The sequence below is a fragment of the Mesorhizobium sp. M0701 genome (assembly GCF_040320365.1).
Lineage (GTDB): Bacteria > Pseudomonadota > Alphaproteobacteria > Rhizobiales > Rhizobiaceae > Mesorhizobium.
This window is the reverse complement of sequence record NZ_JAMYPO010000032.1, coordinates 11,964-38,419: the sequence shown is the minus strand read 5'-3', so window position 1 is coordinate 38,419 and position 26,456 is coordinate 11,964. Positions and strand designations below refer to the sequence as shown.

General features: G+C 61.2%; 17 protein-coding genes. 7 read left to right on the top strand and 10 right to left on the bottom strand.

The annotated features are described in order from the left end of the window. Positions 1–82 precede the first annotated feature (82 nt). The 4 genes from NKI24_RS25185 to NKI24_RS25170 all read left to right on the top strand — a co-directional run bounded on the left by NKI24_RS25185 (position 83) and on the right by NKI24_RS25170 (position 5,336). Entirely contained in the window at positions 83–1,690 is a 1,608-nt protein-coding gene (locus tag NKI24_RS25185; protein ID WP_352749252.1) for an ABC transporter substrate-binding protein, read from the top strand. Between the two features lie 100 nt (positions 1,691–1,790). Beyond that, positions 1,791–2,837 (top strand): ABC transporter permease, encoded by a 1,047-nt coding sequence (locus tag NKI24_RS25180; RefSeq protein ID WP_352449150.1) that lies wholly within the window; start codon positions 1,791–1,793, stop codon positions 2,835–2,837. After that, positions 2,834–3,718, top strand: coding sequence for an ABC transporter permease (locus tag NKI24_RS25175; protein ID WP_352449149.1), 885 nt, complete (start codon positions 2,834–2,836; stop codon positions 3,716–3,718). The genes NKI24_RS25180 and NKI24_RS25175 overlap by 4 nt, the downstream gene beginning before the upstream one ends. After that, positions 3,708–5,336 (top strand): ABC transporter ATP-binding protein, encoded by a 1,629-nt coding sequence (locus NKI24_RS25170; protein ID WP_352449148.1) that lies wholly within the window; start codon positions 3,708–3,710, stop codon positions 5,334–5,336. Before NKI24_RS25175 ends, NKI24_RS25170 begins: the two co-directional genes overlap by 11 nt. Positions 5,337–5,543: 207 nt before the next feature. Here NKI24_RS25170 and NKI24_RS25165 read toward each other — a convergent pair whose 3' ends face one another. Next, positions 5,544–6,584: an EscU/YscU/HrcU family type III secretion system export apparatus switch protein gene (locus NKI24_RS25165; RefSeq protein ID WP_352749247.1), complete on the bottom strand. Its 1,041-nt coding sequence runs from the start codon at positions 6,582–6,584 to the stop codon at positions 5,544–5,546. A 90-nt stretch (positions 6,585–6,674) separates the two neighbouring features. Between NKI24_RS25165 and NKI24_RS25160 the strand changes: the two genes are divergently transcribed. Beyond that, positions 6,675–7,472, top strand: coding sequence for a tetratricopeptide repeat protein (locus tag NKI24_RS25160; protein ID WP_352449146.1), 798 nt, complete (start codon positions 6,675–6,677; stop codon positions 7,470–7,472). 83 nt (positions 7,473–7,555) lie between these two features. Here NKI24_RS25160 and NKI24_RS25155 read toward each other — a convergent pair whose 3' ends face one another. From NKI24_RS25155 to NKI24_RS25125, 7 genes are all read right to left on the bottom strand, one after another. Continuing rightward, positions 7,556–8,005, bottom strand: coding sequence for a hypothetical protein (locus NKI24_RS25155; RefSeq protein ID WP_352449145.1), 450 nt, complete (start codon positions 8,003–8,005; stop codon positions 7,556–7,558). A 12-nt stretch (positions 8,006–8,017) separates the two neighbouring features. Next, positions 8,018–9,376, bottom strand: a complete 1,359-nt coding sequence (locus NKI24_RS25150) for a type II and III secretion system protein family protein (RefSeq protein ID WP_352454230.1) — start codon at positions 9,374–9,376, stop codon at positions 8,018–8,020. Positions 9,377–9,420: 44 nt separating this feature from the next. Then, a complete protein-coding gene (gene sctV, locus NKI24_RS25145) occupies positions 9,421–11,568 on the bottom strand; it encodes a type III secretion system export apparatus subunit SctV (RefSeq protein ID WP_352749242.1) in 2,148 nt (715 codons plus the stop codon). A 17-nt stretch (positions 11,569–11,585) separates the two neighbouring features. Next, complete coding sequence (locus tag NKI24_RS25140) at positions 11,586–11,897, bottom strand: tetratricopeptide repeat protein (protein WP_352449142.1); 312 nt, start codon at positions 11,895–11,897, stop codon at positions 11,586–11,588. A gap of 25 nt (positions 11,898–11,922) precedes the next feature. Continuing rightward, on the bottom strand, positions 11,923–12,354 hold the full coding sequence (locus tag NKI24_RS25135) for a hypothetical protein (protein ID WP_352449141.1): 432 nt from the start codon (positions 12,352–12,354) through the stop codon (positions 11,923–11,925). Continuing rightward, on the bottom strand, positions 12,351–13,355 hold the full coding sequence (locus NKI24_RS25130; protein WP_352749238.1) for a SctD/MshK family protein: 1,005 nt from the start codon (positions 13,353–13,355) through the stop codon (positions 12,351–12,353). The genes NKI24_RS25135 and NKI24_RS25130 overlap by 4 nt, the downstream gene beginning before the upstream one ends. Before the next feature lie 123 nt (positions 13,356–13,478). Beyond that, a complete protein-coding gene (locus NKI24_RS25125; RefSeq protein ID WP_126092905.1) occupies positions 13,479–13,661 on the bottom strand; it encodes a hypothetical protein in 183 nt (60 codons plus the stop codon). 197 nt (positions 13,662–13,858) lie between these two features. On the opposite strand from NKI24_RS25125, the gene NKI24_RS25120 reads away from it, so the two are divergent. Further along, positions 13,859–14,734 (top strand): MurR/RpiR family transcriptional regulator, encoded by an 876-nt coding sequence (locus NKI24_RS25120; protein ID WP_352449139.1) that lies wholly within the window; start codon positions 13,859–13,861, stop codon positions 14,732–14,734. A 76-nt stretch (positions 14,735–14,810) separates the two neighbouring features. Further along, positions 14,811–24,680, top strand: coding sequence for a LysM peptidoglycan-binding domain-containing protein (locus NKI24_RS25115; RefSeq protein WP_352749235.1), 9,870 nt, complete (start codon positions 14,811–14,813; stop codon positions 24,678–24,680). Here the strand turns inward: NKI24_RS25115 and NKI24_RS25110 are convergent. Together NKI24_RS25110 and NKI24_RS25105 are read right to left on the bottom strand one after the other, a co-directional pair. Then, positions 24,653–25,702 carry a LysR family transcriptional regulator gene (locus NKI24_RS25110; protein ID WP_352749232.1) on the bottom strand — a complete coding sequence of 350 codons (1,050 nt, stop codon included), beginning with the start codon at positions 25,700–25,702 and terminating at the stop codon, positions 24,653–24,655. The genes NKI24_RS25115 and NKI24_RS25110 overlap by 28 nt on opposite strands. Then, on the bottom strand, positions 25,689–26,411 hold the full coding sequence (locus NKI24_RS25105) for a L,D-transpeptidase (protein ID WP_352749229.1): 723 nt from the start codon (positions 26,409–26,411) through the stop codon (positions 25,689–25,691). Before NKI24_RS25105 ends, NKI24_RS25110 begins: the two co-directional genes overlap by 14 nt. Positions 26,412–26,456 lie beyond the last annotated feature (45 nt).

The window sequence follows — 26,456 nt, the reverse complement described above, 5'->3', positions numbered from 1 at the left end:
AGGGTGATCGCGGCTGACGAGCAGATTTCTTCACAGGTGCTTGACGAACAATAACGCGGAAAATCCGCAACGGGAGAGTCAAATGTCAGAATCTGAATACAAGCTTGGTATCGCTCAAAGCCTGATTGGTCGCGGCAAGATTTCCCGTCGCGACTTCATTCATCTTGGGCTGGCCGCTGGGCTGACGGTCACCGCTGCGGACAAGCTCTTCGTCAGCACGGCCCGGGCCGAACCGCTGCAGGGCGGCTTCGCCAAGCTCGGCATGGCACATGGCGCGACGACGGATTCGATCGATCCGGCCGGCTATCCGGACACATTCACACAAACCGCGTTCTCGGGCTCGATGTCCAACAGCCTCACCGAGGTCGACGCGAAAGGCAACGTCCAGCCGGACCTTGCCGAGAGCTTTGAATCATCGGACGGGGCCAAAACCTGGGTCTTCAAGCTGCGCAAGGGCGCAACCTTCCACAACGGCAAGAATGTCACGGCGGACGACGTCGTGGCTTCGCTGCGCTATCATATGGGCGACGAAACCAAATCGGCGGCGAAGCCGCTGCTTGAGCCCGTAGCCAGCATCAAGGCGGACGGCCCGGAGACGGTTGTCTTCACGCTCAAGAGCGGCAACGCCGACTTCCCCTACATCATGAGTGACTACCATCTGGTCATCATGCCGGCCAAGGACGGCAAGGCGGATTGGGGATCAGGCGTTCGCACCGGTGCTTTCGTGCTTGAGAACTTCCAGCCCGGAGTTTCGGCCAAGCTCAAGCGCAATCCGAACTACTTCAAGAACGGCAAGCCCTATCTCGACGAGGTGGAGTTCATCGCCATCACCGATCTCGCCGCTCGCATGGCCGCGTTATCGACAGGGGAGGTGGACTATATTGGCCGCGCCGACCTCAAGACCCTAGGCATGTTGAAACGCAACCCCAAGGTGGAGATCGTCGAGGTCACCGGCTATGGCCATTATACGTTGCCGATGAATGTCACGATGGCGCCGTTCGACAATCCGGACGTCCGAATGGCCTTGAAATGGGCGATCAACCGTCAGGAGATCGTCGACAAGATTTTTCTCGGCCACGCCACCGTGGCCAACGACAACCCGATCGCGCCGGCAATCAAATTCGCCACGAATCCGCAGCCGCAACACAGTTTCGATCCGGAGAAAGCCAAGCATTATCTGAAAAAGGCCGGAATGGAAAAACTGAAGGTGGACCTCTCGGTCGCCGATGCCGCTTTTGCAGGCGCTGTGGACGCGGCTGCGCTCATCCGCGAAACGGCCGCCCAGTGCGGCATCGACGTAAACGTGGTGCGCGAGGCCGAGGACGCCTATTGGGACAATGTCTGGCTCAAGAAACCTTGGTGCGCTTCTTATTGGAGCGGTCGCGCGACGGCCGACTGGATGTTCACGCAAGCCTTCGCCGCGGACTCCAGCTGGAACGAGTCGTTCTGGAAAAATCCCCGCTTCAACGAGTTGCTTGTCCAGGCGCGCGCCGAGACCGACGAGGCCAAGCGGGCGGCAATGTATGCTGAGATGCAGCAACTGACCCATGATGATGGCGGCAGCATCGTACTGGTCTTCAACAATTTCGTCAGCGCCAAATCCAATAAGCTCGCACATGGCGAAGTGGCGCCGAACTGGGAGAACGATGGACTGAAGATGGCCGAACGCTGGTGGATCGCCACTGCGTGAGAGTGCGGGCCGGACCCGCGATGGTTGCGAGGGTCCGGTTGGCCCCGGTGTGCCCTGCCGGATGTGGGAGGGCAGCGGCCGCAACGGGAAATGCGTACCCATGAACCCCGTCGCAAGAACGGTTCTGCAGCGCCTTGGCCTCGGCCTGGTCACGCTGTTCATCGTGTCCATCATTATCTTCTCGGCGATCGCAATGCTGCCGGGCGACTTCGCCAAGGCGACGCTCGGGCAATCCGCGACACCCGAAACGGTCGCCGCCTTCCAGCGAGAAATTGGCATCGACCGTCCGCCTGTCGAGCGCTACTTCGTCTGGGTCGGGCAGATGCTCCACGGGGATTTCGGCTCTTCGTTCGCGAGCCGCACCGGGTATCGGCGCACCGTGGCCGAGATCATCGCGCCGCGCCTCTACAATACGATGTTCCTCGCGTCGATGACCGCGCTGATCGCAGTTCCGCTGGCCCTGGGACTTGGCATCCTCGCTGCGCTCTACCGCAATGGCTGGTTCGACCGGCTGGTGAACGCAGTGACGCTGACAACCATTTCGTTCCCGGAGTTTTTCGTCGCCTATATGCTTGCCTACCTGGTCATCTCGCGCGACACGTTCATCGGATCCGAGTTCGCACAATCCCTGCCGCACTGGCTCGCAGTGTCACTGAACTGGATACTCAACGCAGTTCCCAAGTTCCCGACCTTGTCCAACGTGAACGACCAGACGCCATTCTGGAATCACGTCTGGAGAGTAGCTTTGCCGGCAACCACGCTTACGCTCGTCATCGTCGCCCACATGATGCGCATGACACGAGCGGCGATCATCAACATGCTGGCAAGCCCCTATATCGACATGGCGCGGCTGAAGGGAATGTCGCCCATGGCCATCGTACTCAGGCATGCCTTGCCCAACGCATGGGCTCCGATCGTCACGGTGGTGGCGTTCAATCTTGCTTATCTGGTCGTCGGAGTGGTCGTTGTCGAAGTGGTGTTCGTCTATCCCGGCATCGGTCAGCTGATGGTTGATGCGGTCAAATCCAGGGATGTTCCGGTTGTCCAGGCCTGCGCCCTGATTTTCGCGGCGACCTACATCCTGCTCAATCTGACTGCCGACATCATTTCGATCGCCACCAATCCAAGGCTCTTGCATCCACGATGACCAGCTACGAACCCATCGCTCAGGTTCACAGGCTGAGGCGCTCGCGCGCCACCCGGGCCAAAACGGCGCTGAAGAAGGCACCCTTCAGTGCCTGGTTCGGCATCCTCGTCATCATCGGCTATGTCATCGTTGCGGTGTTCGCGCACTGGATCGCCCCATACGGCGAAACGCAGGTCTTCAGCGAAGCCTTCGCACCGTGGAGCCAGCAGTTCAAACTGGGAACCGACCAGCTCGGCCGCGATATGCTCACACGCTTGATTTACGGTGCGCGCAACACCATCGGTATCGCCGTCGCGACCACACTGCTGTCCTTCGCCGTCGGCGTCTCGCTCGGCCTTCTTGCCGCATTGTACAGGGGATGGCTCGACCAGATACTGTCGCGTGCGGTGGACGTGTTGATGTCGATCCCAAGCCTGATCTTCGCCCTGGTGCTGCTTTCGATCTTCGGGTCGTCGATCACCAGCCTGATAATCATCATTGCGCTGCTCGATTCCACCCGCGTCTTTCGGCTCGCACGCGCCGTCGGGCTTAACGTAGCAGTGATGGAATATGTCGAGGTGGCGCGATTGCGCGGCGAAGGCCCGAAATGGATCATCGCCAAGGAAATCCTTCCCAATGTCATGCCGCCGCTGGTCGCGGAGTTCGGCTTGCGATTTTGCTTCGTATTCCTCACGATCGCGGCACTGTCCTTCCTGGGCGTCGGCATTCAGCCGCCGACCGCCGATTGGGGATCGATGGTGCGCGAGAATGCAACCCTGATCACCTACGGCGATGTCACGCCGCTGCTGCCGGCCGGCGCGATTGCCCTCCTCACGGTATCCGTGAATTTCGTCGTCGACTGGTTTCTGCACGCAACAAGCGGGTTGCGGGATGAAAGGTAGCGGTCCGGCCTCGCGCGAAAAAGGTAAGGATCTACTTCAGATCCGCAATCTCCATGTGGAGGGCTTCTCGGACGAGCGATGGCATCCCATTGTCCGCGGGGTCGATCTGGCGCTGAAGCGGGGGGAGGTTCTTGGCCTGATCGGCGAGTCAGGCGCCGGCAAATCCACCATTGGCCTCGCCGCGATGGGTTACGCCAAGCCGGGCTGCCGTATCACACAGGGCTCGATCCTGTTCGACGGGCTCGATCTTCTGGCACTCAGCGAAACAGGGCGGCGTCGCCTCAGAGGCTCCCGTATCGCCTATGTCGCACAAAGCGCCGCGGCCTCTTTCAATCCGGCCCACCGGCTCCTCGACCAGACTGTCGAAACTGTGGTGGCGCATGGGATTGCCAGCCGAGAGAAAGCGAACCGGAGTGCCGTCGATCTTTATCGGCGTCTTCAGCTTCCAGACCCGGAGACCATCGGCTTTCGCTATCCTCATCAGGTTTCCGGCGGACAGTTGCAACGGGCAATGACCGCGATGGCGATGGCCTGTCGTCCGGACCTCATCGTCTTCGACGAGCCAACGACGGCGCTCGATGTGACGACGCAGGTCGAAGTTCTCGCCTCCATTCGCAATGTCGTGGAGGAATTCAACACGGCTGCAATTTATGTGACGCATGATCTGGCGGTGGTGGCGCAAATGGCGGACCGCATCATGGTTTTGCGCGATGGACTTACCGTGGAGGAGGCTGAAACACGCCAGATGCTCGCCTCGCCCAGCCAGGAATATACCAAAACGCTCTGGGCCGTGCGCAAGCTCGCCAAGCCCGAAGTTCCGGCCGATGAATATCTGCTTACGATAGACAACGTCACCGCGGCTTACGCGCGGAGGGTCAAGGTGCTCCAGGATGTCTCCATCAAAGTTCCACGTGGACGAACAGTGGCTGTGGTCGGCGAATCCGGTTCCGGGAAATCGACGCTCGCTCGCGTCGTTACCGGCCTGTTGCCGCGGCTTTCGGGGTCGATTTCCTTTGCCGGCCAGGCCCTTTCCAAGACCCTGGAGACCCGCCCAAAAGAGATTCTGCGTCGCATACAGATGATTTATCAAATGCCCGACAACGCGCTAAATCCGCGCCAGACGGTCGAAGAAGTCATAGCTCGGCCGCTTGAATTCTATCTTGGCCTCAAGGGAGCGCAGCGGGATCGGCGGATCGGCGAACTCATGCACATGGTCGAGATGAGCGAAACTTACTTGGATCGTGTGCCGGCCGAACTGTCGGGGGGCCAGAAGCAGCGCGTTTGCATCGCCCGAGCGTTGGCCGCCGATCCGGAACTGATCATCTGCGACGAAATCACGTCTGCGCTCGACCAGATTGTGCAGGAGGAAATCCTCAAGCTGTTAATGCGGCTTCAGCGCGAGCTCGGCATGAGCTACATTTTCATCACCCATGACATTGCCACCGTGCGGGCGATCGCCGACGAGATTGTGGTCATGCACCAGGGGAAAGTCGTTGAGCAGGGATTAAAGAGCGAAATTCTCACGCCGCCGCATGCCCCCTATACCGAACGGCTTTTATCCTCCGTGCCGGAAATGGATCCGGATTGGCTGACAAGGCTGCTGGCCAGCCGGGGCTGAGGACGCATTGTTATTCAACGCGAATGAACGCAAGCTGCGGATCGGGCGGCATGACAGGTCCTCCGAAACGCCCTCATTGAATCGCCCTGGTCGGTCTTCCGCCGTGCCGCCTTGACACTGACGGATGCGCGACCAGCGGACTTCCGCTTCGCTTCCACCAGCCGACAGGGCTAAACTGGCATAGAACGACAATCGCAGGATTTTGGCTCAAGTGAGCCCGTGCCGGACGAGGTGGCGAACGACCGGGGAAAACATCTGCTGGCCGATATAAGACCCGATGTTCGCATTTTCGAAGATCGCTTGGGCGGTAACGGCATCCTCGACTATGGGGATACCTGCCTCGCGCGCCTGAGCCATCATATCTTCGGCCGCACGGCCCTGACCCTTGCCGACAATTGTCGGCACAGGCGTTTCGCCCTTGACGTAGCGCAAGGCCACGGCGCGGTCGCCTGACACCAAGACGATGACCGCGTTTTTCACACCTAGCTTCGCAGGCTGCATCACTGCTTCGCGCCGCTGTCGCTGCTGTTCACGGCGGATCAATGGATCGCCTTCGAGATCTTTGTGTTCGCGCTTGTATTCGGTTGTTGTCATGCGCATGTCCCGTAGGAACAGCCAGCGCTGAATAGGAACATCGATCAAGCCGATGACGATAAAGGCCAGGGCGGCGGCAGTCCCGAGAGGTGTCATCACCGCCTTGATGGTCGGCTCCAGGCATGTCTGACCACAGCCTGGCGCATCGAAGAGAGGCTGTAGCCAGGCGATCAGGATGAATACGAAAAGGCTTGCCAGGAACACCACCTTGACGAGGCCCTTGGCGAACTCGATGACATTGCGGAGCGACAGGATCTTCTGAAGGCCCTTCGCCGGGTTTATGCGATCGAACTGCGGCTTGAGCGGCTCGAACGAGAAGACCGGCCCGAACGTGGCCAGCATGCCGAAGGCTACGGTGAGAACCACAACGATGCCGACTAGCGGCAATGTGGCAAGCATCAGCAATGAGAACAAGTGGTGGATGGCACGCAGGCTGACCTCCTCGAAAGAGCCGCCGGGCACCGTCACAGTCTGCACGAGTTCCGAAAGATATTTGAAGAGCAGCGGCCAGCAAAAATAGAGATAGCCAAGCGCTGCGAAAAGAGTGAAGCCGGATACCAGGTCGCGGCTTTGCGAAACCTGGCCCTTGCGGCGGGCGTCACGAAGCTTCTTGTCGGACGCCGGTAATTTCTTTTCCTCAGCTTCTTCGGCCATGTTGCAATCTTACCGCACTATCGTGGTTCCAGTCGGCCGATGCCCTGTGTAAGGTGGGACAGGCTTGAATACGGAGAGGTGGATTTGCGGTTGCGTGTCGTATTCATGCCAGTCGTCGTCGCGCTGGCGCTGAGCGGTTGCCAGACGACCCAAACCGGCTCCGTGCAGGCCAAGGCGCAGGGCCCATCGTCTCAATCCGAGCGCCTGATCAAGCTTGCCGACGATATTGATGCGCGCGGAGAAAGTGATACCGCCATCGCGCTCTACCAGCGCGCCGCAGCAATGCCGGGCGCCAAGGCGAGCGCGTTCGTCAAGACAGGCGACGCTTACATGCGGGCAGGCTATCCTGCCGATGCCGCCAAAGCTTATCGGGCCGCGCTGGCCAAAGCTCCCAATGACGGGGGAGCAATGCTTGGGCTTGGCTCGGCGATGATGGAGGTAGGCGATATCGATGCAGGCATGCGCGCGCTTGCGCAGGCAGCGCCGCTGGTCAACACCAGTGGCGCCTACAACCGATTGGGCGTTGCGCAGACTTTCGCCGGGCAGACAGGGCAGGCGCAGGAGACTTTCGCCCAGGCGTTGAGACTTGCGCCGGGCGATCTTGACGTCGAGACCAACATGGCATTGGCGGCAGCCCTCGAAGACAATTCCGCTGCGGCGCTGCCGCTGGTGCAGAAAATTGCCGCCGCTCCCAATGCGCAATTGCACCACAAGCGCAACATTGTGGTGGTGTACGGGCTTCTTGGCCAGGCCGACCAGGTCAAGGCCTCGCCGCCAATCGGGCTGACGACCAAGGAGGTGGCCACCCTGCTTGCCCGCGCAAGAACCATTCGGCTGAAGGGCAGCACTCAGGCCAAAGCGAAGGCGCTCGGCTCCATCCTCGGCTAGCGAATCGGGCCGGAGGGCCTGAAGCGATCTTCCGCCAAGCGCGACGCGTAGGGTGACACTACGCGGGCGAATACCGCGCCGGCTCACTCGACTGGGAGCGTTGTTTGCGGCACCGACGGCGCGCTGTTGGCGCCGCCTATCGGAGCCTCCTCGCCATCGAGGTAGCGACGGGCCGCGCGCGCGGTCGGTGCCGCCGCCGCCGGGCCCATGCGGCGGCCTTCTACGAGGTCACGCTGGCTTTCGGACATCCGCTGAAGATTGAAGGCATTGGCGCAACCGGGCGGCAGATGGGAGCCGACGCCGGAGACGATCGTCAGATTCGTCTTGGCAGCAGAGTTGTCGTCGTCGGCTGGCTCGGCCAGACAGGCATCGGGAGCAAGAACTGAGCCGCCGACACCTTTCTCGGAGCCGCCTGCATCCGTCGAAACATAGTTGTAGCCAGGCGAATAATCCTGCCGCTGTTGCGGGCTACTCGCGCAGCCGGCCAGAACCAGCGCTGGAACAACGCAGAAAAATGCGATGGGGGATGTCATATCCGGTCCTCGTTACTTGATGATCAGACCCGTCGCCGATGCGTCATTGGCGTGCTTGCGGCTGCGGTGCTTGGCTGCCGGACGATCAAGCGGCGTGGCGAGGCTGTCGCGCACCGGTTCCACCAGATAGGGCGTAATCAAAATGACCAGTTCGGTCTCTTCGTGCTGGAAACGCTGTGATTGAAAAAGCGGGCCAAGCACCGGTACATCGCCCAGCACCGGAAACTTTTCCAGATTGCGCGAAGTCCGCTGCTGGAAAAGGCCGGCGATCGCAAATGTCTGACCGCTCGCCACTTCGACCGTGGTGTCGGCCTTGCGCACGACGAAACTCGGCATGGCGAAACCGTTGGCGCTTACGGATCCGGTCTCAGATAGAGAACTGACTTCCGGCTGGACATGGAGCGCGATGCGATTGCGGCCGATCAGCGTCGGGGTGAAGCCGAGGGACACGCCGAAGGGCTTGTATTGGACGGTGACGACGTCGGTTCCTTGCGGGATCGGAACCGGAATTTCGCCACCGGCGAGAAAGCTTGCCGTCTGACCGGTCATGGCCGTCAGGTTCGGTTCGGCCAGTATCTTGACGATGCCGTTGCGTTGCAGGGCTTCGATCAGAATGTCGAAGTTCAGGCCATGCGCCTGGTCCATGTTCAAACCGAAATTCCCGTTGCCCGAGGGCACACCGTTGTCCTGGAACATGTTGAATTCGAAGCCGCCGCTCCTGTAGCCGACGGACCAGTCGACGCCGTAGGACTGCAGTTCCGTGCGCGAGACCTCGGCGAAGCGAACCCGAATGTTGACTTGCTGTGAGCCCTGCACGGTCATGTTGTTCAGCGGCGGCTGTTCCGGTGGCGAGAAGGTCCGGGCGACATTGTCCAGATCCGTTGCCTCATCGACGCCTCGCGCCTCGCCTGTTGCAACGATACGGGTCCCGAAAATGTGGAGATTTGTCGCCGAGCTCGGCTGCATTGCTTGCTTGGCCTCGGTAGCAGGCGTGACATCGGGGGTGACGCGGAACTGGGCCGTTGCCTCGATCCGTTCATCGGCCGTGATCGCAATGAGGTTGGTCAGGCCGGGTTTGAGGCCGAACACATAGACCATGCTCGGCGACACGACCTGAAGGTCCGCGATCGTGGTGTCGGCAATCAGCACGGATTCGACCGGTTCATTGAACCGCAATAAGCGTCCTTGCCCGACCGGCAAGCCGACCGTTGGTTTGCTCGGCAACGCTGATATGTTCTGTGCCGTCGCATCGGCCAGTGTGAGCAACAACGCCAGCAGGACGCCAATCGTCGCGATAGCGAGCCGGCCTAAATCTGCCCGCCGGGCGAAAGCGGCTGATCCTACGCCTGCCGCGGTGTTGTGGATGGTCATGCCATTTCTCTCCTGAATCCCCAATGTCGTCCGTCCGGCTGGCGTCAGGAGGGCGCCTCCTGCGCGGCATTCGCCTGAGCCGACGGGAGCGAATGGGAGACGACGCGCGCGCCGGCTTTGCCGGAGCGGCCGGCGATCGTGGCCAGCGGCTGGACATTGAACTCGTGTGCGAGTTCCTGGAAGGATAGGACCGGAAGCTCGATGCCATTGTGTGTGAGCAGGCTGCGCATGTGACGGCGCACATCCATCGCGGCGAGGACGACCGGCGAGACGTCGGCGGTGTTCTGCGACAGGGCTCGCTCGATTTCGGTGATCAAAGCCTGCGCATCATCGTCCGAAAGGTTCAGGAAGGTGCCGGTCGATGTGCTTTGCACTGCGTTTCGCAGGATATCCTCGGCCGACCGCTGCAGCACATAGGCGGCGATGATGTTGTTGCGGCCGGCGCAGCGGAAGCTGATCTGACGCTTCAAGGATGTGCGGACATATTCCGTCAGCAAGACGACGTCCTGTTCGCGTTGGCCCCATTCGATCAGGGCCTCGAGGATAAGGCGCAGATTGCGGATCGGCACGTTTTCGCCGACGAGCCGGCGAAGCACTTCCGCGATCTTCTGGAGCGGCACGATCTCCTGCGCCTGCCTGACCAGATCGGCATAGTCCGGTTCCATGTCCGAGAGCAGCCTGCGTGTCTCCTGAATCCCGACAAAATGGCCGGCATATAGACGAAGTGCATTGCCGGTCCATTTGGCCGCTGTTTGCACCGGCGTTGAGAAGACGAAGCCGGCCTCCTTCAATGCCGACAGGTGGCTGTCATTGGCCCACACGAATTTGCGCTGACCGGCAATCGGAGAACCTTTTTCGTAGGGTATTTCGAGCAGATCGAGATGCGTCGTGTCCGCTTCGACAAGAACACGGTTGGCACGAATTTCGGCATCCAAGATGGGCGCACCTTCCAGATCGACACGGACGCTTCGTGGCGAAAGCATCTCGTCGACCTGCATACCGATGGCCGGAACGTCGACACCGAGATCACCGAAGAGGTCGCGGCGCACGCCGTCGGCGAGCGCGGCAAATTCGAGCTCCGGGACCAAGCGTCCGAGCTCGGTTCCGAAGCGCACGACGACGCGGTAGGACGGAGACAGTGTTGCGGTGGAGATTGCCGAAAGCGACGCGGAATTCCCCCGCTGTGCAGGCGCGGCGATATGGCCGATGTCTTGAGGCTCGGATTCCTGGGCGGTGCGGCGATTGATTGCATAGGCGCCGGCTCCGCAGCAGGCACCAAGGACTAGGAAGGCGATGGAGGGGAAGCCTGGCACCATGGCAAGGCCGACCATGATCACCGCGGCGAGCGCGAGCGCGCGGGAGTCGCGCAGCAGCTGGCTGGTTATTTGCCGGCCAAGATCGCCCGTTCCGTCCGCGCTGCCGACGCGCGTCACCATTGTGCCGGCGGCCACAGCGACGAGCAGTGCAGGTATCTGCGCCACCAGGCCGTCGCCCACGGTGAGCAGCGTGTAGGTCGCAGCCGCGTCGCCGATCGACATATCGTGCTGCAGCGTACCGACTGCGAAACCACCGATCAGGTTGACCAGAATGATCACAATGCCTGCGATCACGTCCCCCTTGACGAATTTCATGGCGCCATCCATTGCGCCAAACAGCTGGCTCTCGCGCTCTAGCTGCTGGCGCAGTTGGCGTGCCTCCGCCTGATCGATGTCGCCGTTGCGCAACTCGGCATCGATGCTCATCTGCTTGCCCGGCAGCGCATCGAGCGTGAAGCGCGCGGCCACCTCGGCGACGCGTTCGGCACCCCGCGCAACAACGATGAACTGCGCAACAGTGATGATCAGGAAGATGACGAGGCCCACCGCAATGCTGCCACCGACGACGAAGGTGCCGAAGGCGGCAATGATCTCGCCTGCGTCGGCCTGGAGCAGGATGAGTCGCGTGGTCGTGATCGTGATCGCCAGCCGGAACAAAGTGGCGATGAGGATGACCGACGGCAGTGACGAAAACTGGAGTGGATGAGAAACGTAGAACGAGGCCAGCAGGATAAGCACGCTGATGGCGATGTTTGCGGTGATGAGAATGTCGACGAGAAACGTCGGCAATGGAATGAGCATCATCACCACCGCGACGAGCATCAGGATGGCAATGACCAGATCGCTGCGGCGTGACAGCCTGGCAAGAAATTGCATCAGTCGTTCCGAGACGGTCATCCGACGCCTCGTTGCGACAGGAAGTTAAGCAAGGCACTGCGCGCCTCCGTCTTGCGCCCCGCCACGAGCAAGGCGCGGCTCTTCAGCAATGTAAGCACCGGGTGATCCATTCCTTCCAAGGTCTCCAGCCTGGCAATCGTGGCAAGCGCCTTTTCCGCCTCGCCATCGAGTATGAGAAGGTGCGCCAACGTTCTGAGGACGCCGGCATTTCCCGGCGAGAGCTGTGCAGCAATAAGCAGGTAGGCCGCGCCCCGCTTTGCCTGCCCGTGACACCCGTAGAGATAGCCTAGGACATGCAAAAGATGCACGGTGTCACGCGGCTCGGTCAGAGTTCTATCCTTCCTGCATGCGACCAAGCAGATCGCGATGACGCTCGATTTCATCCTCCATCAGCGTTCTGGCGAGCGTCTTGAGTTGCTCCCCGCCCTCCAGGCTTGGGACCAGGTGCGTTACAAGATGCTGGAGAATAGGCACGGAGCGACGCAGGATGGCTGGTTCGGGAATATTGGGCATGACGAAATTGGCGAGTATCTCGTCGAGCGACTCGCCGGCCGCACCTTGAGAAGCCTGGAATTCCGCCGTTTCCGGCCTTTCTGCACCGGCGGCTGATTTCGTCCCCTGAGCACGGTTTGCTGCTTTGTCGACCCCATTCATCCGCCGCCGGCTGATGGCCTGGCCCCGCACACCTTCCGCCTGCCGCCCCTCGCGGCCCGCCGTGTCAACCCGTGCCGTGTCGAATCGTGCCGCTTCAAGCCGCCGGTTCACGGATATTTCAGCGCGACCGTGGCGCCGCCCTTGGTCAGGAAAAGTTCGGTTTCGCCGATGTGTTTGACGGCCCAGCCGTCATCGGTGAATGCACCTTCGTGATAGCGCGCCCCATCGGCTGCGATGACGTAGGGCCGCTCGCCATACCAGATCGCCTGCAGCCTCAGGCGCGGGGCCTGCTGCGCATTGCCAACCATGACGTTTGAGATGAGGGGAAGGTAAGCGCCGAACGACTGATCGAACCAGGATTGCGTTTGTGCCCAGACATCACTCTTGTCATTCGGGATCATACCCGAGACCACGAGGCGTCCCTCCGATTGCAGAACCGTTAATGTGCTTATGCCGGATTGCTCGAGGCGCAGCTTGAGCTGGCTTTCCGCTTCGGCGGCAGTGTGGATTTGCGCTGGCGATGAATCGTCCAGGATTTTTTCCCCTGCCTGGCCGACGAAAGCCACTCTGACTGGTTGCCCGTCTTGAGAGGACGCCTTTGCGCCAATCTCTTGCTTGGCGAAAGAAAACCCGTTCGCGGCAACGGAAATTGCGAGAACCGCACAGAGAACGCTGCTCGCGACCAGCAGCGGGCGATTGGCAAAGGACCATCGATTGGGTACGCGTTGCAGGCTGACCAGCTTGATGCGCGCCTCGCCAACACTTATGGTGAGCGGCAGCCTGCAGCGGCTGCCATGTCCCTCATGGATGGTCTCGCCCGTGGCCAACGTGACATCGCCGCCGACGGCTTCGATTTCAACTTGGCTGCCCTTGCGCCGCAGCCTTGCGTGAATCGGTGCGATGCCGGCATCGCGCAGGACAATGTCCGACTCAGTGCTGGAGCCGATCGTATATTGTGGCTCGACCAGACTGACTTCGGCGCCGGCGTGAAATCCGTGGGTCACGCTCAGCGCAATGGAATGTCCGGTTTCCGGAGAGGGGGCGATGATCGATCCGAGTCGGCGCGCCGGCGCTGCTGGTTCCAGATGTTTGGTGATAGGACGAGCGGTCATGCCACTTCATCTCCCGCCGATGACCATTTCAAATGCGGCCTGATGACGGCGCTGAAAAAATTGCGCCGTGCAAAGTACGCCGCCGGGTGCTTGCGGCGGCGCATGGTTCGGGAATCCGCCGCCTTAGGCCTTTTCAGCCGACTGGCCGAGCGTCCTGGCGGTGCTCATCAGCATGTCATGCTGGGATTTCGCGATCTCTTTCGTGATCTCCAGGCCAAACATGCGCTCCTGGTGCTTGATCATCTTGTCCAGGTTCTGTTCCGGCGACCCTGCTGAGCCGGAGGTAATGGGAGGGGTAGCAGCCATCATTGTCTCCTTGAGGGACTATCCAAGTTGCAAACTCCGGACTCACATCGCTGCAGTCCGGAGGGTTGCGAAGGCAGCTTAAGGCAGCATGGCCGAAAATGAAAGTCCAGTTGGAATATTTGAGACACTTCGGTTCCAACTGTTGCGTCGCCTGTGTTCAAGGAGTACCTTGGCAGGTGGGTGAATGGGGTTTCAGAATGGAAAAAGGTCCTTTGGCCGAGCTTTTGGTCGAACGGTTCGAGACTATGCCACCGCAGTTGCGGGTCGCCGCACGTTTCGTGCTGGATCATCCCAAGGATGTCGCACTGATGTCGATGCGCGAGCAGGCGCACCAGGCCGGCGTTTCGCACAGCACGATGATGCGGCTGGCGCGATGGATTGGCCTTGAAGGCTACGAAGATATGCGCAGCCTTTATGCGCGCGCGCTGCGCGAGACCATCGCGGGCGAGCCGGCGCGACAGGGTATCGGACAGCATGGCGATCCGGGATATTCGACTGCCGGCGTCGTTGCCGACACGCTCGCCGCCCAGATCTCAAGCCTTGGCGAATACGGCAACGCCATGCAGTTCATCGCGGCAGCCGGTCTGCTCGCCCGGTCACGCGATCTGTTCGCTGTCGGCTCGCGCGCCGCCTATCCGGTCGCGAGCCACTTCGTTCACATCATGTCCTTGCTGGCTGGCACCGACTGCAAGGTGACGCTTGTCGGCGAGATGGCCGGACCGGGCCTGGATGCCCTCCAGCACGCGGGACGCGGCGCGGTACTTCTTGCGGTGGGCCTATCGCCCTACGAGCGCACGACGATCGACGTTGCGCGCCAGTCGGCTCGGCAGGGCATCGGCGTGGTGGCGATCACCGACAGCAGCGTGTCGCCGCTGACACAGATCGCGCGGGAAACAATTATCGTTACGTCAAATTCGCAGTCGTTCTTCCGAAGCATGGCGCCGGCGTTCGCCGCCGTCGAGATTCTGGCGGCGCTGGCGGCAGCGCAGTCTGAAACGAACGCCGCAGAACGGGTAAAACAGTCGGAAGAGCAGCTTGCTGCTTTCGGCATTTATTGGAAGCCCCCTCGATAACATCCGAAAGGTTGCGATCGGGCGGGCGTGACGGCAGCCAGGCTGCCGGCAACGTTAATTTCCGGAGATCTTCCTCATGGTTCGCCCGATAACGCCCACCAAGCCGCCGGTCCAGCCGCAAAAGGTCAATGCCAAGGCAAACGCCGCGCAGATAGCGCGGCTGGAGGCCCAGGCTGCCAAGCTGCGGGAGCAGATCAGGCTTGCCAACAGGATGGGCGAGCGTGATTGGGCGGCACAGGCCCGCCAGGAACTGGCCCATGTGAGCACGCAACTGGATTCGCTTCAGTCGCCGCCGGTTGCGGCTTCGGCAGCGCCGAGTGTCAACGTCGTCAACGCCAGCAACGGCACATCCGTCAATGGCAGGACGGTGACGCCGGCTCTCTACACGCAGACCGATCTCGCGCTGGCCGCGACACCGGTGAAACTGGATGGCAGCACGCCCGAAGACAACGGCGCGGAAGCGACGGCTGCGCGCAACATTGTCAGCGACGTTACCGGCGGCAAAAGCATCGACCAGATTGCATCTGCCCGGGGCGTGACGCGCGAACAGGTTATCGCCGCGCTCAGGTCCGGCGGGATGACCGTTTCGACCGCTGACCCGAGCGGCAATGGCGACGTGCTGACGACGAAGATTACGGATGCCAGCGGCCGCACCATCACGCAATATTACGACTACCAGCACGACAGCTACTACACGAGCGTGGAGCAACCCAACGGCACGGCAACCACTACGCCGATCCGGGATGGGCTCGGGCGCAAGGAAACCAGCAGCCATAATCCCGACACCGGTGCCATCACGACGCGTTACGAAGACGATCTGCGCACCGGAACCGTCACCGAGCGGACCACCTTGCCGAACGGCGCTTCGGTGGAAACCGTTACACCCGGGAACGGGCCGGCCTTGCCGGTCACCACCGTCAACGGTCCAGATGGTGGCAAGACCGTCCTCGCTGCATCTCAGGATCCGGGCGGGGCACCCACCCAGGGCATCAAGGATGATCTCGCGGACGGCAAGAGCATCGAGCAAATCGCGCAGGAAAGGGGTCTGACCAACGAGCAGGTGATCGCCGAGCTGCAGGCCGCCGGCTATCAGGTCACGACGCGCGAACCGACGAGCGACAATGGTGACGTGCAGTCGGTTGAAGTCGTCGATCCGCACACCGGCGACAAGACCGTCTACTATCACGACTACCAGCATGATGAGCGCACCGTCGTGACGACGTCTGACGGCAAGGAAACGACGGTGTCGGAGGACGGGAACGGCAGGACGCGCAACAGTGTTCGCAACACCGAAACGGGCGAGACCACAACCACAATGGTCGATCCGAAGGCCGGAACTGAAACCACGATCGTCACCGACAAGAACGGTCGGGTGACGACAACGACTACCGAGGAGATCAATGACGGCGAGCCCGTCGAGTACGAGGTCAAGCCAGGCGACAACCTGACCCTGATAGCGCAGCAATATGGCGTGTCGCTGGACGATCTGAGGAGAACGAACCCCGAGCTCTTCAATTCCCCTCGTGACCCCGACATCATTCACCCGGGCGAAAAGGTTACCATCGAAAACGGTACCCGCACGACCGTGGAAGTCACCTTCAACGGTTATACGCTGACCACGAGCCCTGATGGCAGCATGACGCTGCACAACAACACCACCGGGACCGACCTGAAGATCGAAGCAGGAAGTACGCAGGAGGCGTTGGCCAGGACGCTGTTGGCGGTGAACCCCAACAGCAGTGATGCCACGGAGGCAAAAGAGGGCGAGGTCGTAAAGACCTTCGTCGAAGGGCTGCTGGCGGGTGAAGCCTTGCCCAGTCTCATCGACGCGGCAGAAGAAGCCGGACAAAACAAACAGGACCTGATCGAGAGATATGGTCTAGGTACCGTCGCCACGCCCGAGCTGGACGGTGAGAACAGGGTTGTCAATCCATTCGGCGATCCGCCGCAGGGTAATGCACCCTCCGGCGGAAAGTGGACGCCGATGAAGATCGATGGCGTCTGGACCTGGGTCGATCCCGAGGTGGCCCAGGCCATCATTGCTGAGAACATCGCGCTGTCCCAAATTACAGAGACGCGAGCTCTGGCCGGTCAGCGGCAGGAACAGTTCAACGTCTATATGCTCGACTCCGCCTACAAGGATGCTGTTGATGGGGCGCAGACAGTTATAAACGAGGCGTTGGCACCCCATGGTCTGCAATGGACCCCGCAGAAACCGGAAGGCACGCTTGCCGATGCGCAGGAGCGGCTTACCAAGGCCAACACCTTGCTGCAGAACGCGCAGGATGCCCGTGGCGAATATGAGACTGCCGGGCGCATTCTCGCCGACGCCATCACCCAGCAGAGCGAACTAGCCCCGCTGATTGATCTCAATGCAGACGTTGCATCCGCGCAAGGGCAGCCAGGTCCCAATCGGCAAACGCAGTACGCGCAAGGCCTCGCGGATCATGCGGCTGTCGATCAGCTGTTCTCCGAAGTCGGCCTGCATCTGAGCAAGGGCGACAAGCTCACCATCGACTTCCTGGTGGGGCAAGCCGAGCTTGACGGCATTCCGACCGACTCGAAGGAATATCAGGACCTCAAGGCGCTGCAGACGACAGCAGGCAATCAGCTCGAATTGGCGGAAGCCTATCAAAGCTACTTCAACGCCCATGCCGATGCCACGCAAGTGGGTGCGCAGCAGACGGACCTCGAGCAGAGACTGCTCGCCGAATATAATAGCGAGCACCAGTTTCTGTTCGAACAGGGAAAGAAACATCAAAGGGTCAGTGGCGATTATCTGGGTCTCTTCCAATCGCAAAAACTTGAGGTCCGCGACGGCCAGCTGTGGGTGGTCAACCAGTTCGAAGAGGGCACGACCGAGCAGCAGCTCACCTACAATCTGAGCGAAACGAACATCAGGGATGAGTACCGCGATCGGCAACTCAACAAGGACTGGCAGCAGCTTTTGGGCGGCAGCAGTTCCACCGGGCCGGTGTGCACGGCAAATGGCCTGGAAGCGGTGAGGGCCAGCGAGGCGCAGGCGGCGCAGAATCTCAACGATGTCCTGGATCGGCAGCTCGGCGACAGCATTGAAGACCTGAACTCCGAGCTGTCAACGCTGCAGACCAACTTCAACAATGCGTTGACGGAGCACGGGCCAGGAACAGTCGATGCTCCTGAAGGCACCCTGCCCAATGGCGTGCAGCCTGTCGAGATCAACGTCGGCGGACAGACAATCAAGGTGGCGCCGGAGGTTGCCCAGACATACAACGAGATAGGGATCGATGCGTTGACCCAGAGCGGGAAGGCAGTCTGGATCGACCTGGATACAAAAGATGACGATGCCAGTGGACGCTGGGTTGATCCCGAACTAGCGGTCGCCAAACTCAAGCTGGACGCGACAAGGCTTCAGATAACGCAGGCCGAGGAGCTGCGCGGGCTGGTGCAAGGCTTCAGCGACTATCATGAGCTTCGGTCCACCGATCCCTCGTTGCTGGTTGACCGCAACAGCACGGTGGATAAGACCTATCTAGACGAGCATGAGCAGCAGACGCTTGACGGCATCTATCAGCCGAAGTTCCAGCAACTGCTCGACAGCGGCTACGACAACGAGTTCCGTGAACAGCGCGGCACGGTCCTTGAGGAGACGGTCGCCAGAACGCTCGGCATAGATCGTTCGACCGAGGAAGGTCGCGAGGCGATCGAGAATGTGACGGAAGAGATCCGCGACATCGGCGGCGACAATCCTTATGTGCGCAGCGTGCCGATTTTCTATGTTGACGATGAGGTCGGGACACAGCAGGTCGCGCTGTTTGCTGTGCGTGACGGAGACGGCAACACTCGCTATGTCGATGTGACCGGCAAAAAGTTCGACGACCTCGGAGATTTCCAGGACAACAACAACCAGTTCGGCGAAGATGGCAAGCTCGTCGTCCCCAAGGGTCTGGAGATGAAGGCCGGCGATGACGGCAGGATCGAACTGGAAGTCGTCAAGTCGCGCAATGTTTCTGCTTGGGACAAGGTCGTCGATCCGCTGGTTGGCATCGGGACGGGTATAGCCACCATTCTGTCGTTCACGCCGGCCGCGCCGATTGCAGCACCCTTGGCCTATACGGGCGCTGCCTATCTCGGCACCCGAGCGGTCATAAATCAGGTCAACCATCTGGAACATGGCGGCGAGTGGGACGATACCGAGTCGCTGATGAATGTCGCCAGCGTGGCAACCACGGTTCTGCCGATGGCTTCCAGCGGTCTGCGCACCATTGGATTAGCAGGAAGGGAAATGACGGCCGCCGGATTGGCGGGAAAGGAAATGACGGCCCTGCAGGCCTTCCGTGGCAGCATAGGCGCAACACGGTCCAGCTCGCCCCTGGCGCTCGAAACCCGAACCTACATGCAGTCGACCGCCGGCCTGAACAAGCTGGCGTGGGGAGCGGATGTCGGCTCCGTGATTGTCGGTGCACCTTTGCTGGCGACATCGGCCTACGATCTCGCCGTCAACGGAGACCAGATGAACGGTCTTCAGCTTGCCAACGCGCTTACGGGCCTTGGCACCGGCATTGCCGGCACGGGCCTCGGCATTCACGGTCTGCGGACACTGCGACCTGGAACGGGCACGCAGGCAAGCGCCAATGGTCCCGGCGCCAACCAGCCACCGGGCAGCGGCGGACCGCACCAGCCGCCGCCATGGTCCGACGGCAGAGGACCACGCCAGCCGCCTCCGGCGCTGGAACCCGGCCCCTCCGGACGTCCGATGAATGTCTATGAAATTGGCGCCGACGGCGTTTACAGGCCGACGGGGGAGCGGGTCTTCCAGGATCCCAACCATCCTGTCATACCGGGAGAAGTGATCAAGACCAGCGATGCCAGCGGTGACGGTCCGACGATGCTGCCGGGCCGCGATCCGCATGGATCGACCGGGCGCAATTCACCGCCTCCCGCTGATAGCGATCCCATCATTGTGCCGAACAAGCCGGCAGGAAAAGACGACACGATGCGCCTCGTCTGGGATCCGGAGACGCGCAGCTTCACCGGCATGCCGGAACCCGACACAAGCGGGCACATCTACACCAGTGGCAAGGATGCCAAGACTCCCTCAGCCTATCTTGACGGGCTGAGCGTCGAGCAGCTTGTAGCGCGATACGAGGCAGAAAAGAGCTATTATTCGAACCGCGAGTTGGCCGAGCGCTACGGCCCGGATGGCGTTCAGATACCGCGCACGCCGCTCCGCGACATACTGCCCGACTTCCGCATCGGCGTCACATTCCGGACGCGCTTGAATACGGGCCAGGCCTTCGACATCGGCTCGCCGACGGTCGCGGCCGTGGGCTTCGGTATTGGGACAAAGACCGATGTCGGCATGATCGGGTGGTCGGTCGTCGACAGCATCAGCCAGCGCAGCCTGACACCATTCACGGATGCGCTCGGCACTCAAGGCGTCGTATCCTACCGGGCACGGGAATACAGGAACATCACCGGCCTTCAGGCCGGTGTCTGGCCGGTGTCCAATCAGACGGCTTTCCCGGTTCGCAGCAGCGATCTTTCGGCGGCGGCAACCAAGGCGATATTCAGCGATGCGACTGGCTACAACGCCAAGCCGCTGGATGCTGCCATCGTCGGCATGACGCCAGACGGCGAAGGCACCGTGATCGAGATGACCTATAAGCCTTCGCTCAAGGGCGAGGAGGTCACGCTCGCCCCCGGCCAGCACGATTTCCTTGGCGTGCCGGCGGAAAACAGCGCTGGCCACGTCAAGCTGGAAGGTGCGCTTCCGTTCGACCGTGTCATGACCGAAACAAAGGTCGGACTGCGGCTGCCGATCGTGGCCAATCATGTCGGGGCGGTCGACCAGATGCCACGCGTCGGCTTCGAGAAGCGCCCGGAAGTGCCCGTCAAGGACACGCTCCAGCCGGGTGACATCGTGTCGAAGCAGACCTACGACCAGATCCAGTCCGCTCTCGGCTCGACAAGCCTGAAGATCCAGTTCGCGGTCGAGGATCCGGCGAAGGCGTCCGAACTCATCGCAGCGATCGGACAGGGTGATGGCATCCGGTCGATCCGCGACCTCGTCAAATCTGGTCAGATCGATCCGTCGAACACAGTTTCGTTTGTTGATGAACCGACGCTAAGCGGGTTGCGGCTTTCGGCCGTACCGGGCAAGGCGCCCACGGCAGACATCGTTTTGCTGACCGGGGAGAAGGCACGCGTCGTCAATCCCGAGGCGATGCTGGTCGACATCATCTTCAACGACCGCAACAGGCTTCCCGGTGTGCTGGGTTTCAATCCCGACCGGACGATAACTTCCGCGGCCTATAAGGTGAAATCGACGGTACAGTCATGGCTGCCGGCGCGCTTCAGTCCCGACGAGACGCCGCAGCCCCGTTATATGCCGAGCGCCGGCAACATCTATCAGAACCTGTACGGTTCGCACGGCACGCCGGCGACACGCTACACGCTTTCACTGTCGACACCTCCTCTGCCTGCCGGGGCGGTGGCTTTCAGTGCTGAAGTGAGAATCCAGTACAAGTCCAAGGCTGCCAAGGTCGCTCCTTCAATCGCCAAGGATGAAACAGCGACGCTGACCTTCGATCGAGCCGATGGACAGAATGAAACGCTGACGGTCCCGGCCTGGCTTGCTCATGCCTTAGAAACCTCGCGTGACGGCGCGGCGACAGCCATTCCGAAGGGTGGCAAGGCCTCCCTGGAGCAGTTCCTCGGCCAACTGGAAAAGAAGGCGAGACCCGACCAGCGCGCGGCGATAGAGCAATTCCGGACGGAATTCGGCCCGTCAATCGTCGATGGCGGCTTCATGCGCCAGAACGTTGCCGATGGCGTGCTGACGTTCCTCTCCTCGCAAGTGGGTAGCCGTAGGAGCGGACCTATCCAGATAAGGGACGAGAACGGGCAGTCCGTGACGGCAACCCGCTACGGGCCGCTGCCGAAGAGTGTGGAGAACATCTATGTGCCGCCGGCCGACGGGTCCAGGGCGCATGGCGACGAACCGGAGTTGGTGCATAGATCGCATATCCTGTTCCGGGATCCGGAAACCGGAGAGCCCTATGTTCTGCCATGGATACGTGGTGCTTCCGACGACCATGTGCCGGGGAGCCTTGGGCATCCCGATGAGGGCAATCAGCCTGTCGAAGGCGCGGGCGACCCTACAAGACCCTTGCGCGGCAATGTCGGCCCGTTTGTGTTCCGGGCCGATACCCGCTCGCCAACCGAGATTAGGGACGCGGGAGGCTTCTCGCCACCGCCCCCGACAGGAATCTGGGTGGACAATCCGCAAGGCATCGCCCTGAGCAGCTATGTCATGGGCAATACCCATGGCCGTTTCGTCGCCACGAGCCAGTCGATCTCGGGAGCCAAGGCTTTCGTTTCGGAAGAGTCACGAGCCGCGCGGCAGCAAGGTTACACTTATCTCTACACGCTGAATCCGAGCAGACCGCGCCTCCACGTCCCGACTGAATTCGAGGCAATGGGCCGACCCGTCGGCGACAGGATGGCCCGCGTAGACGAGACCGCAATCGACGGCAGCATACCATGGAGCGAGGTCTATGGCTGGCGGACGATGGATCCGGACGGGAATTTCGTCGGTGAGTTCACGCGCAATGAAGATGCCGTCGCGCCCGGCACCTCGACACAAAAACGCCCGCAGGTCATCTTGCGGCCGGCCGACGAGTTCTGGGATGTCAATACGCCAGCGCCGACCGAAGCGCCGCCGCCCCCAGTGGCCGAGGTGGTCAGCAACGAAGCCCCGGCTGTGACTGGCGAAACGCCGCAGGCGGTGAATATTGCTGCCGAAACGCCGACAGCCGCTACATGGCCGCCGGCGCCCGACCGGGGCAGGGCGGGTTTTGACCCTGCCAGCGGAAAGATCGTCAGCCTTGAGCTTCCGGTGAGCTCCGCCGCGGAACCAGGATATGCGGAACCGGTGCGGGCGCCGACCGGGCCGGAGGTCAGGGCGCTTTCAGCCGATCAGATTTCCGAACTGACCGGCACGCAATTGCACGCCATCAAGCCGGAGCACATCGCCAAGCTGGCGCCCGAGCAGGTTGCTGCACTGAGCCCCGAGCAGATCGGGCAGCTGACGTTTGATCAACTTGCGGCGCTTCGACCGAAGCAGTTGCGGGCGCTGAGTGCCGAACAGCTCCAGGCGATCAGGCCAAGCAGATTGCAGGCCGTTGCCCCTGGCCGTATCAGCGGTTTGCGACCGGATCAGGTCGCTGCCTTTTCACCCGAGCAGCTTGCTGCCTTGACCATTGAGCAAGTGCGCAAGCTGACACCCGACCAGATCGCCAAGCTCAGTGATGAGCAGCGCAATGCGCTTACGTCGGAACAAGTCGCCGCCATGAGACCTGCCCAATTCGGCCATCTCGATGCGACCCAGTTCGCGGCGTTGGACCCTGATCTCGTCGCAGCACGCGATCCCGCGACAACGGCAAAGCTGTCGCCGGACCACATCTCGGCGCTTATGCGGGAGCAGCTTGGCGCTCTGACCATTCATCAGATCGAGGCGCTGACGAAGCAACAGATAGCGGCGCTGACGCCGAAGCAGCTTGGCGAGCTAAGCCCCGGCCAGTTGCGCAAGTTCACGCCCAAGCAGTTTGCCTGGATGTCGACGGAGCAAACAAACGCGCTTTCCGTGCTGCAGATAACGACCTATCGGGCGACCCATAAAAAGGCGATGACGCCGGATCAGGGCACCAGCGTCGATCTGGCCCTCAGCCATGCCAGGATGCGGGAAAACGCTCAGGCGCTCGCCACCTTTGGCGGCATGTCGACCACCTCCTACATGTTGTGGAGTTCGTTGCCGCCAACCTGGACCGCCACCGCCGGATCGGTGGCATCTGGCGTGCGAGGCATGGTTTTCGGCGCGCAGGCGCTCTTCCCCAACGCAACCGCAAGTCACAAGCCGTTCGGGCGATTCCTCAACGCGCTCGGCGGAGCCACATTCATTGCCGCAGCACCAGGTGCCGCGACCGGGATGATCCAGGGTAAGGATCTTGTCGTCAACAGCACGTTCACGCTCGGCAACATCGTCTATGGCACGAAGTCGATGCTGCAGTCGTTCACCGGCAGACCGGTGATCCGAAACCTGGCCGAATATCTGGCTGGACCCGGCTATGTGCTTGGCTGCGCTGTCTACACGGTGCACTCCTGGCCGGCGCCGATCGCCACAGTCGCCGGCACCATGTTCACCTTCGGCTGCGCGGAATTCTGGGCGTCGGCCATAAGGACGGACCGGATGAATCGCCGTTCAGTGCCGCGAACCGATGCTGATATCGCGGCGGCGGAAAAGTCCGACAAGAGATGGGCTGCATGGGATCGGTGGACTCTGGGCATCACCTTCGGCGTTGGAATGCTTCTCTTCTCGCTGGACGCCCTGCTCGCGGAGCCTTGGGAGGGCGCGAAGACGCCCCCTCCACCCGATCCGAAAAAACCGGATGGCGATGCCTCGTCCCAGCAACCCGATGATCCTTCGGATGTTCCAGGTGGCCCGCAGATCCCGGGGGAGGATTTCCCGCAACTTGTCGTGGTCGCCGATGACGGCCTGAATTTGCGGACCCAACCTGACGGGGATTCGACTGTGGGAACGGTTCTGCAACCCGGCACATTCGTCGAACAGACCGCGAAGCCATCGACCGATGCGTCAGGGGAGACCTGGATACCTGTCGAAGGTTTCGCACCGGATGGCGAAATACATAGCGGCTGGGTTTCCGGCGACTATGTCGAGGCTCATGCCGAGGGCAGCAGCAACCCTGAGGGCCGCACGAACCCAACGCTGGAGAAAGACGGCTATCAGTGGGTCGAGGTCAAGGACGGCGACAGCATTCGCCTGATCGCCAAGACCCATTCTGCGGATGTGGCGGACACGGTTGTGCTCAACATGGATCATATCCTGAGCCCGGACCTGATCTTCTCAGGCGACCGTATCTATCTGCCGGTCACCTCGACCGGCTGAGAAACCGCGGGGCCAAGCCTGTCGTCCGTTGGCTCCTGCGCCTTGCCGGTTCTCGCGGCATAGGCGTTTGCTACGGAGGCGGCCAGCTTTGCCGCCCGCTCCGCTATCGGATTGGATGGTTCGGAAGAATAGGAGGCGGTAAACTGCAAGTCGGACGGGTGCCATTCGCATTCGACGATGCGCAGTTTACCGTTTGCGATATAGTCTTGGACGACTCCCGCGGGCAGGGAAGCTATTCCGATTCCGTTGAGTGTCATCTTGATGGAAGCGGCCAGCGAATTGGCCGGAAATATGCGCGGCGTCTCTTCGAATTCACCGCTGAGCTTGCGGTAGAGTTCGCTATAGGGGCGCGTGGTTCGCGCGTAGCTGATGATCGGAAACTGCATCAAGTCGTTCAGCGTCACCTTGCGTCGATTGGGCAATTCCAATTGCGGCGAGCAGACCCAAACAAGCGGAAAGGACGGCATCCCGATATTCTCGATGCTGTACTCCAGGACAGGGCCCATCAGCACCGCAAGATCGAGCCGGTGTGACATGAGTTCATTGCGAAGGGTCGTCGTTGCATCGACGACGATATCCGTCTCGACAAGCGGATAGTTTGCCTTCAGTGCCTTGAGGAAATCCGGGAGCCAGGTGTGCACGATCGTTTCGGCAACCCCAAGCCTCAGCACCCTCGTCGTCTCTGAAGTCTCTGAAAGAGAGCTGGCCATCAGTTGCAGCCGCTCCGCTACGCGCAGGACCCGTTGGGCAGGTGGTAGCAGCCGTTGTCCTTCGGCGGTCAGCCTGACTGTGCTGCTCTGCCGCTCGAACAGCTTGGCACCCAGCGCTTCCTCCAACCCGGCAATTCGTGTGGATACCGCCGGCTGCGTGGTATTCAGGCGTTCCGCCGCCTTTCGAAAGCTTCCGAGAGTCGCCACCAGGAGAAAGGTTTCGAGCTGCTTGATGTTGAAAGGTATCATTACGGTCGATCGCTCATCTGCGGCTTTCCGGGGAGGGGGCGTCGAACCATCAATGCCGTACAATGATCTGGGTACCGATCTTCACTCGGTCGTAAAGATCGATGACATCTTCGTTGGTCATGCGAATGCAACCGGAGGAGTTGGCCTGTCCGACGGTCCATGGCTGGTTGGTGCCGTGGACGCGATAGAGCGTGTTGCCGATATACAATGCCCGTGCGCCCAAAGGGTTGTTCGGGCCTCCGGCCACGTGCGCAGGCAAGATACGGCCTTTTGATGCTTCTCTGGATCGCATTTCGGCCGGTGGCCGCCAATCTGGCCAGTCCTTCTTTTTCGAAATCGTGTCGCGACCGGACCACTCCAGCCCCTCCTTGCCAACCCCCACCGCGTATCGCAGCGCTTTGCCGCCCCCCAGGATGTAATAGAGGCGCCGCTCCGTGGTGTTGATCACGATCGACCCCTTCGGCTGAGCCTCGTTGAATGTCACGACCTGCCTGGGAATCACTGACCGCCCGGGCACGATTTCTCCGTCCGACGTCAGGCCGGAAGCGCTAGGGGAGACCAGTACATTTCTCGCCCGATCGTATGTCCAGCTTCTAGGGTCATAACCGCTGTTCGATTGGGCCTGCGCCGAAGCGATGGCGGCAAGCGACGCCACGGCGACCAGAACCGATGCACTCAATCCCTCGACAAGACGCGTTGCCACAAACCTCTTGCTTCGAGCAACGCCTGCGGGCAGGTCCAAGTTCGCGAGCAGCCTGTTGTTTGCCGTCACCGAGACCACTCCCTTCCACATTGAACCGACGATTGCGAACCCCGT

Bases quoted from the DNA above. Each gene is read 5' to 3' on its own strand.
- NKI24_RS25175 (WP_352449149.1), top strand. From the start codon at position 2,834: ATGACCAGCTACGAACCCATCGCTCAGGTTCACAGGCTGAGGCGCTCG.
- NKI24_RS25180 (WP_352449150.1), top strand. From the start codon at position 1,791: ATGAACCCCGTCGCAAGAACGGTTCTGCAGCGCCTTGGCCTCGGCCTG.
- NKI24_RS25120 (WP_352449139.1), top strand. From the start codon at position 13,859: ATGGAAAAAGGTCCTTTGGCCGAGCTTTTGGTCGAACGGTTCGAGACT.
- NKI24_RS25165 (WP_352749247.1), bottom strand. From the start codon at position 6,584: ATGGCCGAAGAAGCTGAGGAAAAGAAATTACCGGCGTCCGACAAGAAG.
- NKI24_RS25170 (WP_352449148.1), top strand. From the start codon at position 3,708: ATGAAAGGTAGCGGTCCGGCCTCGCGCGAAAAAGGTAAGGATCTACTT.
- NKI24_RS25185 (WP_352749252.1), top strand. From the start codon at position 83: ATGTCAGAATCTGAATACAAGCTTGGTATCGCTCAAAGCCTGATTGGT.
- NKI24_RS25130 (WP_352749238.1), bottom strand. From the start codon at position 13,355: ATGACCGCTCGTCCTATCACCAAACATCTGGAACCAGCAGCGCCGGCG.
- NKI24_RS25155 (WP_352449145.1), bottom strand. From the start codon at position 8,005: ATGACATCCCCCATCGCATTTTTCTGCGTTGTTCCAGCGCTGGTTCTG.
- sctV (WP_352749242.1), bottom strand. From the start codon at position 11,568: ATGCAATTTCTTGCCAGGCTGTCACGCCGCAGCGATCTGGTCATTGCC.
- NKI24_RS25115 (WP_352749235.1), top strand. From the start codon at position 14,811: ATGGTTCGCCCGATAACGCCCACCAAGCCGCCGGTCCAGCCGCAAAAG.
- NKI24_RS25125 (WP_126092905.1), bottom strand. From the start codon at position 13,661: ATGGCTGCTACCCCTCCCATTACCTCCGGCTCAGCAGGGTCGCCGGAA.
- NKI24_RS25150 (WP_352454230.1), bottom strand. From the start codon at position 9,376: ATGACCATCCACAACACCGCGGCAGGCGTAGGATCAGCCGCTTTCGCC.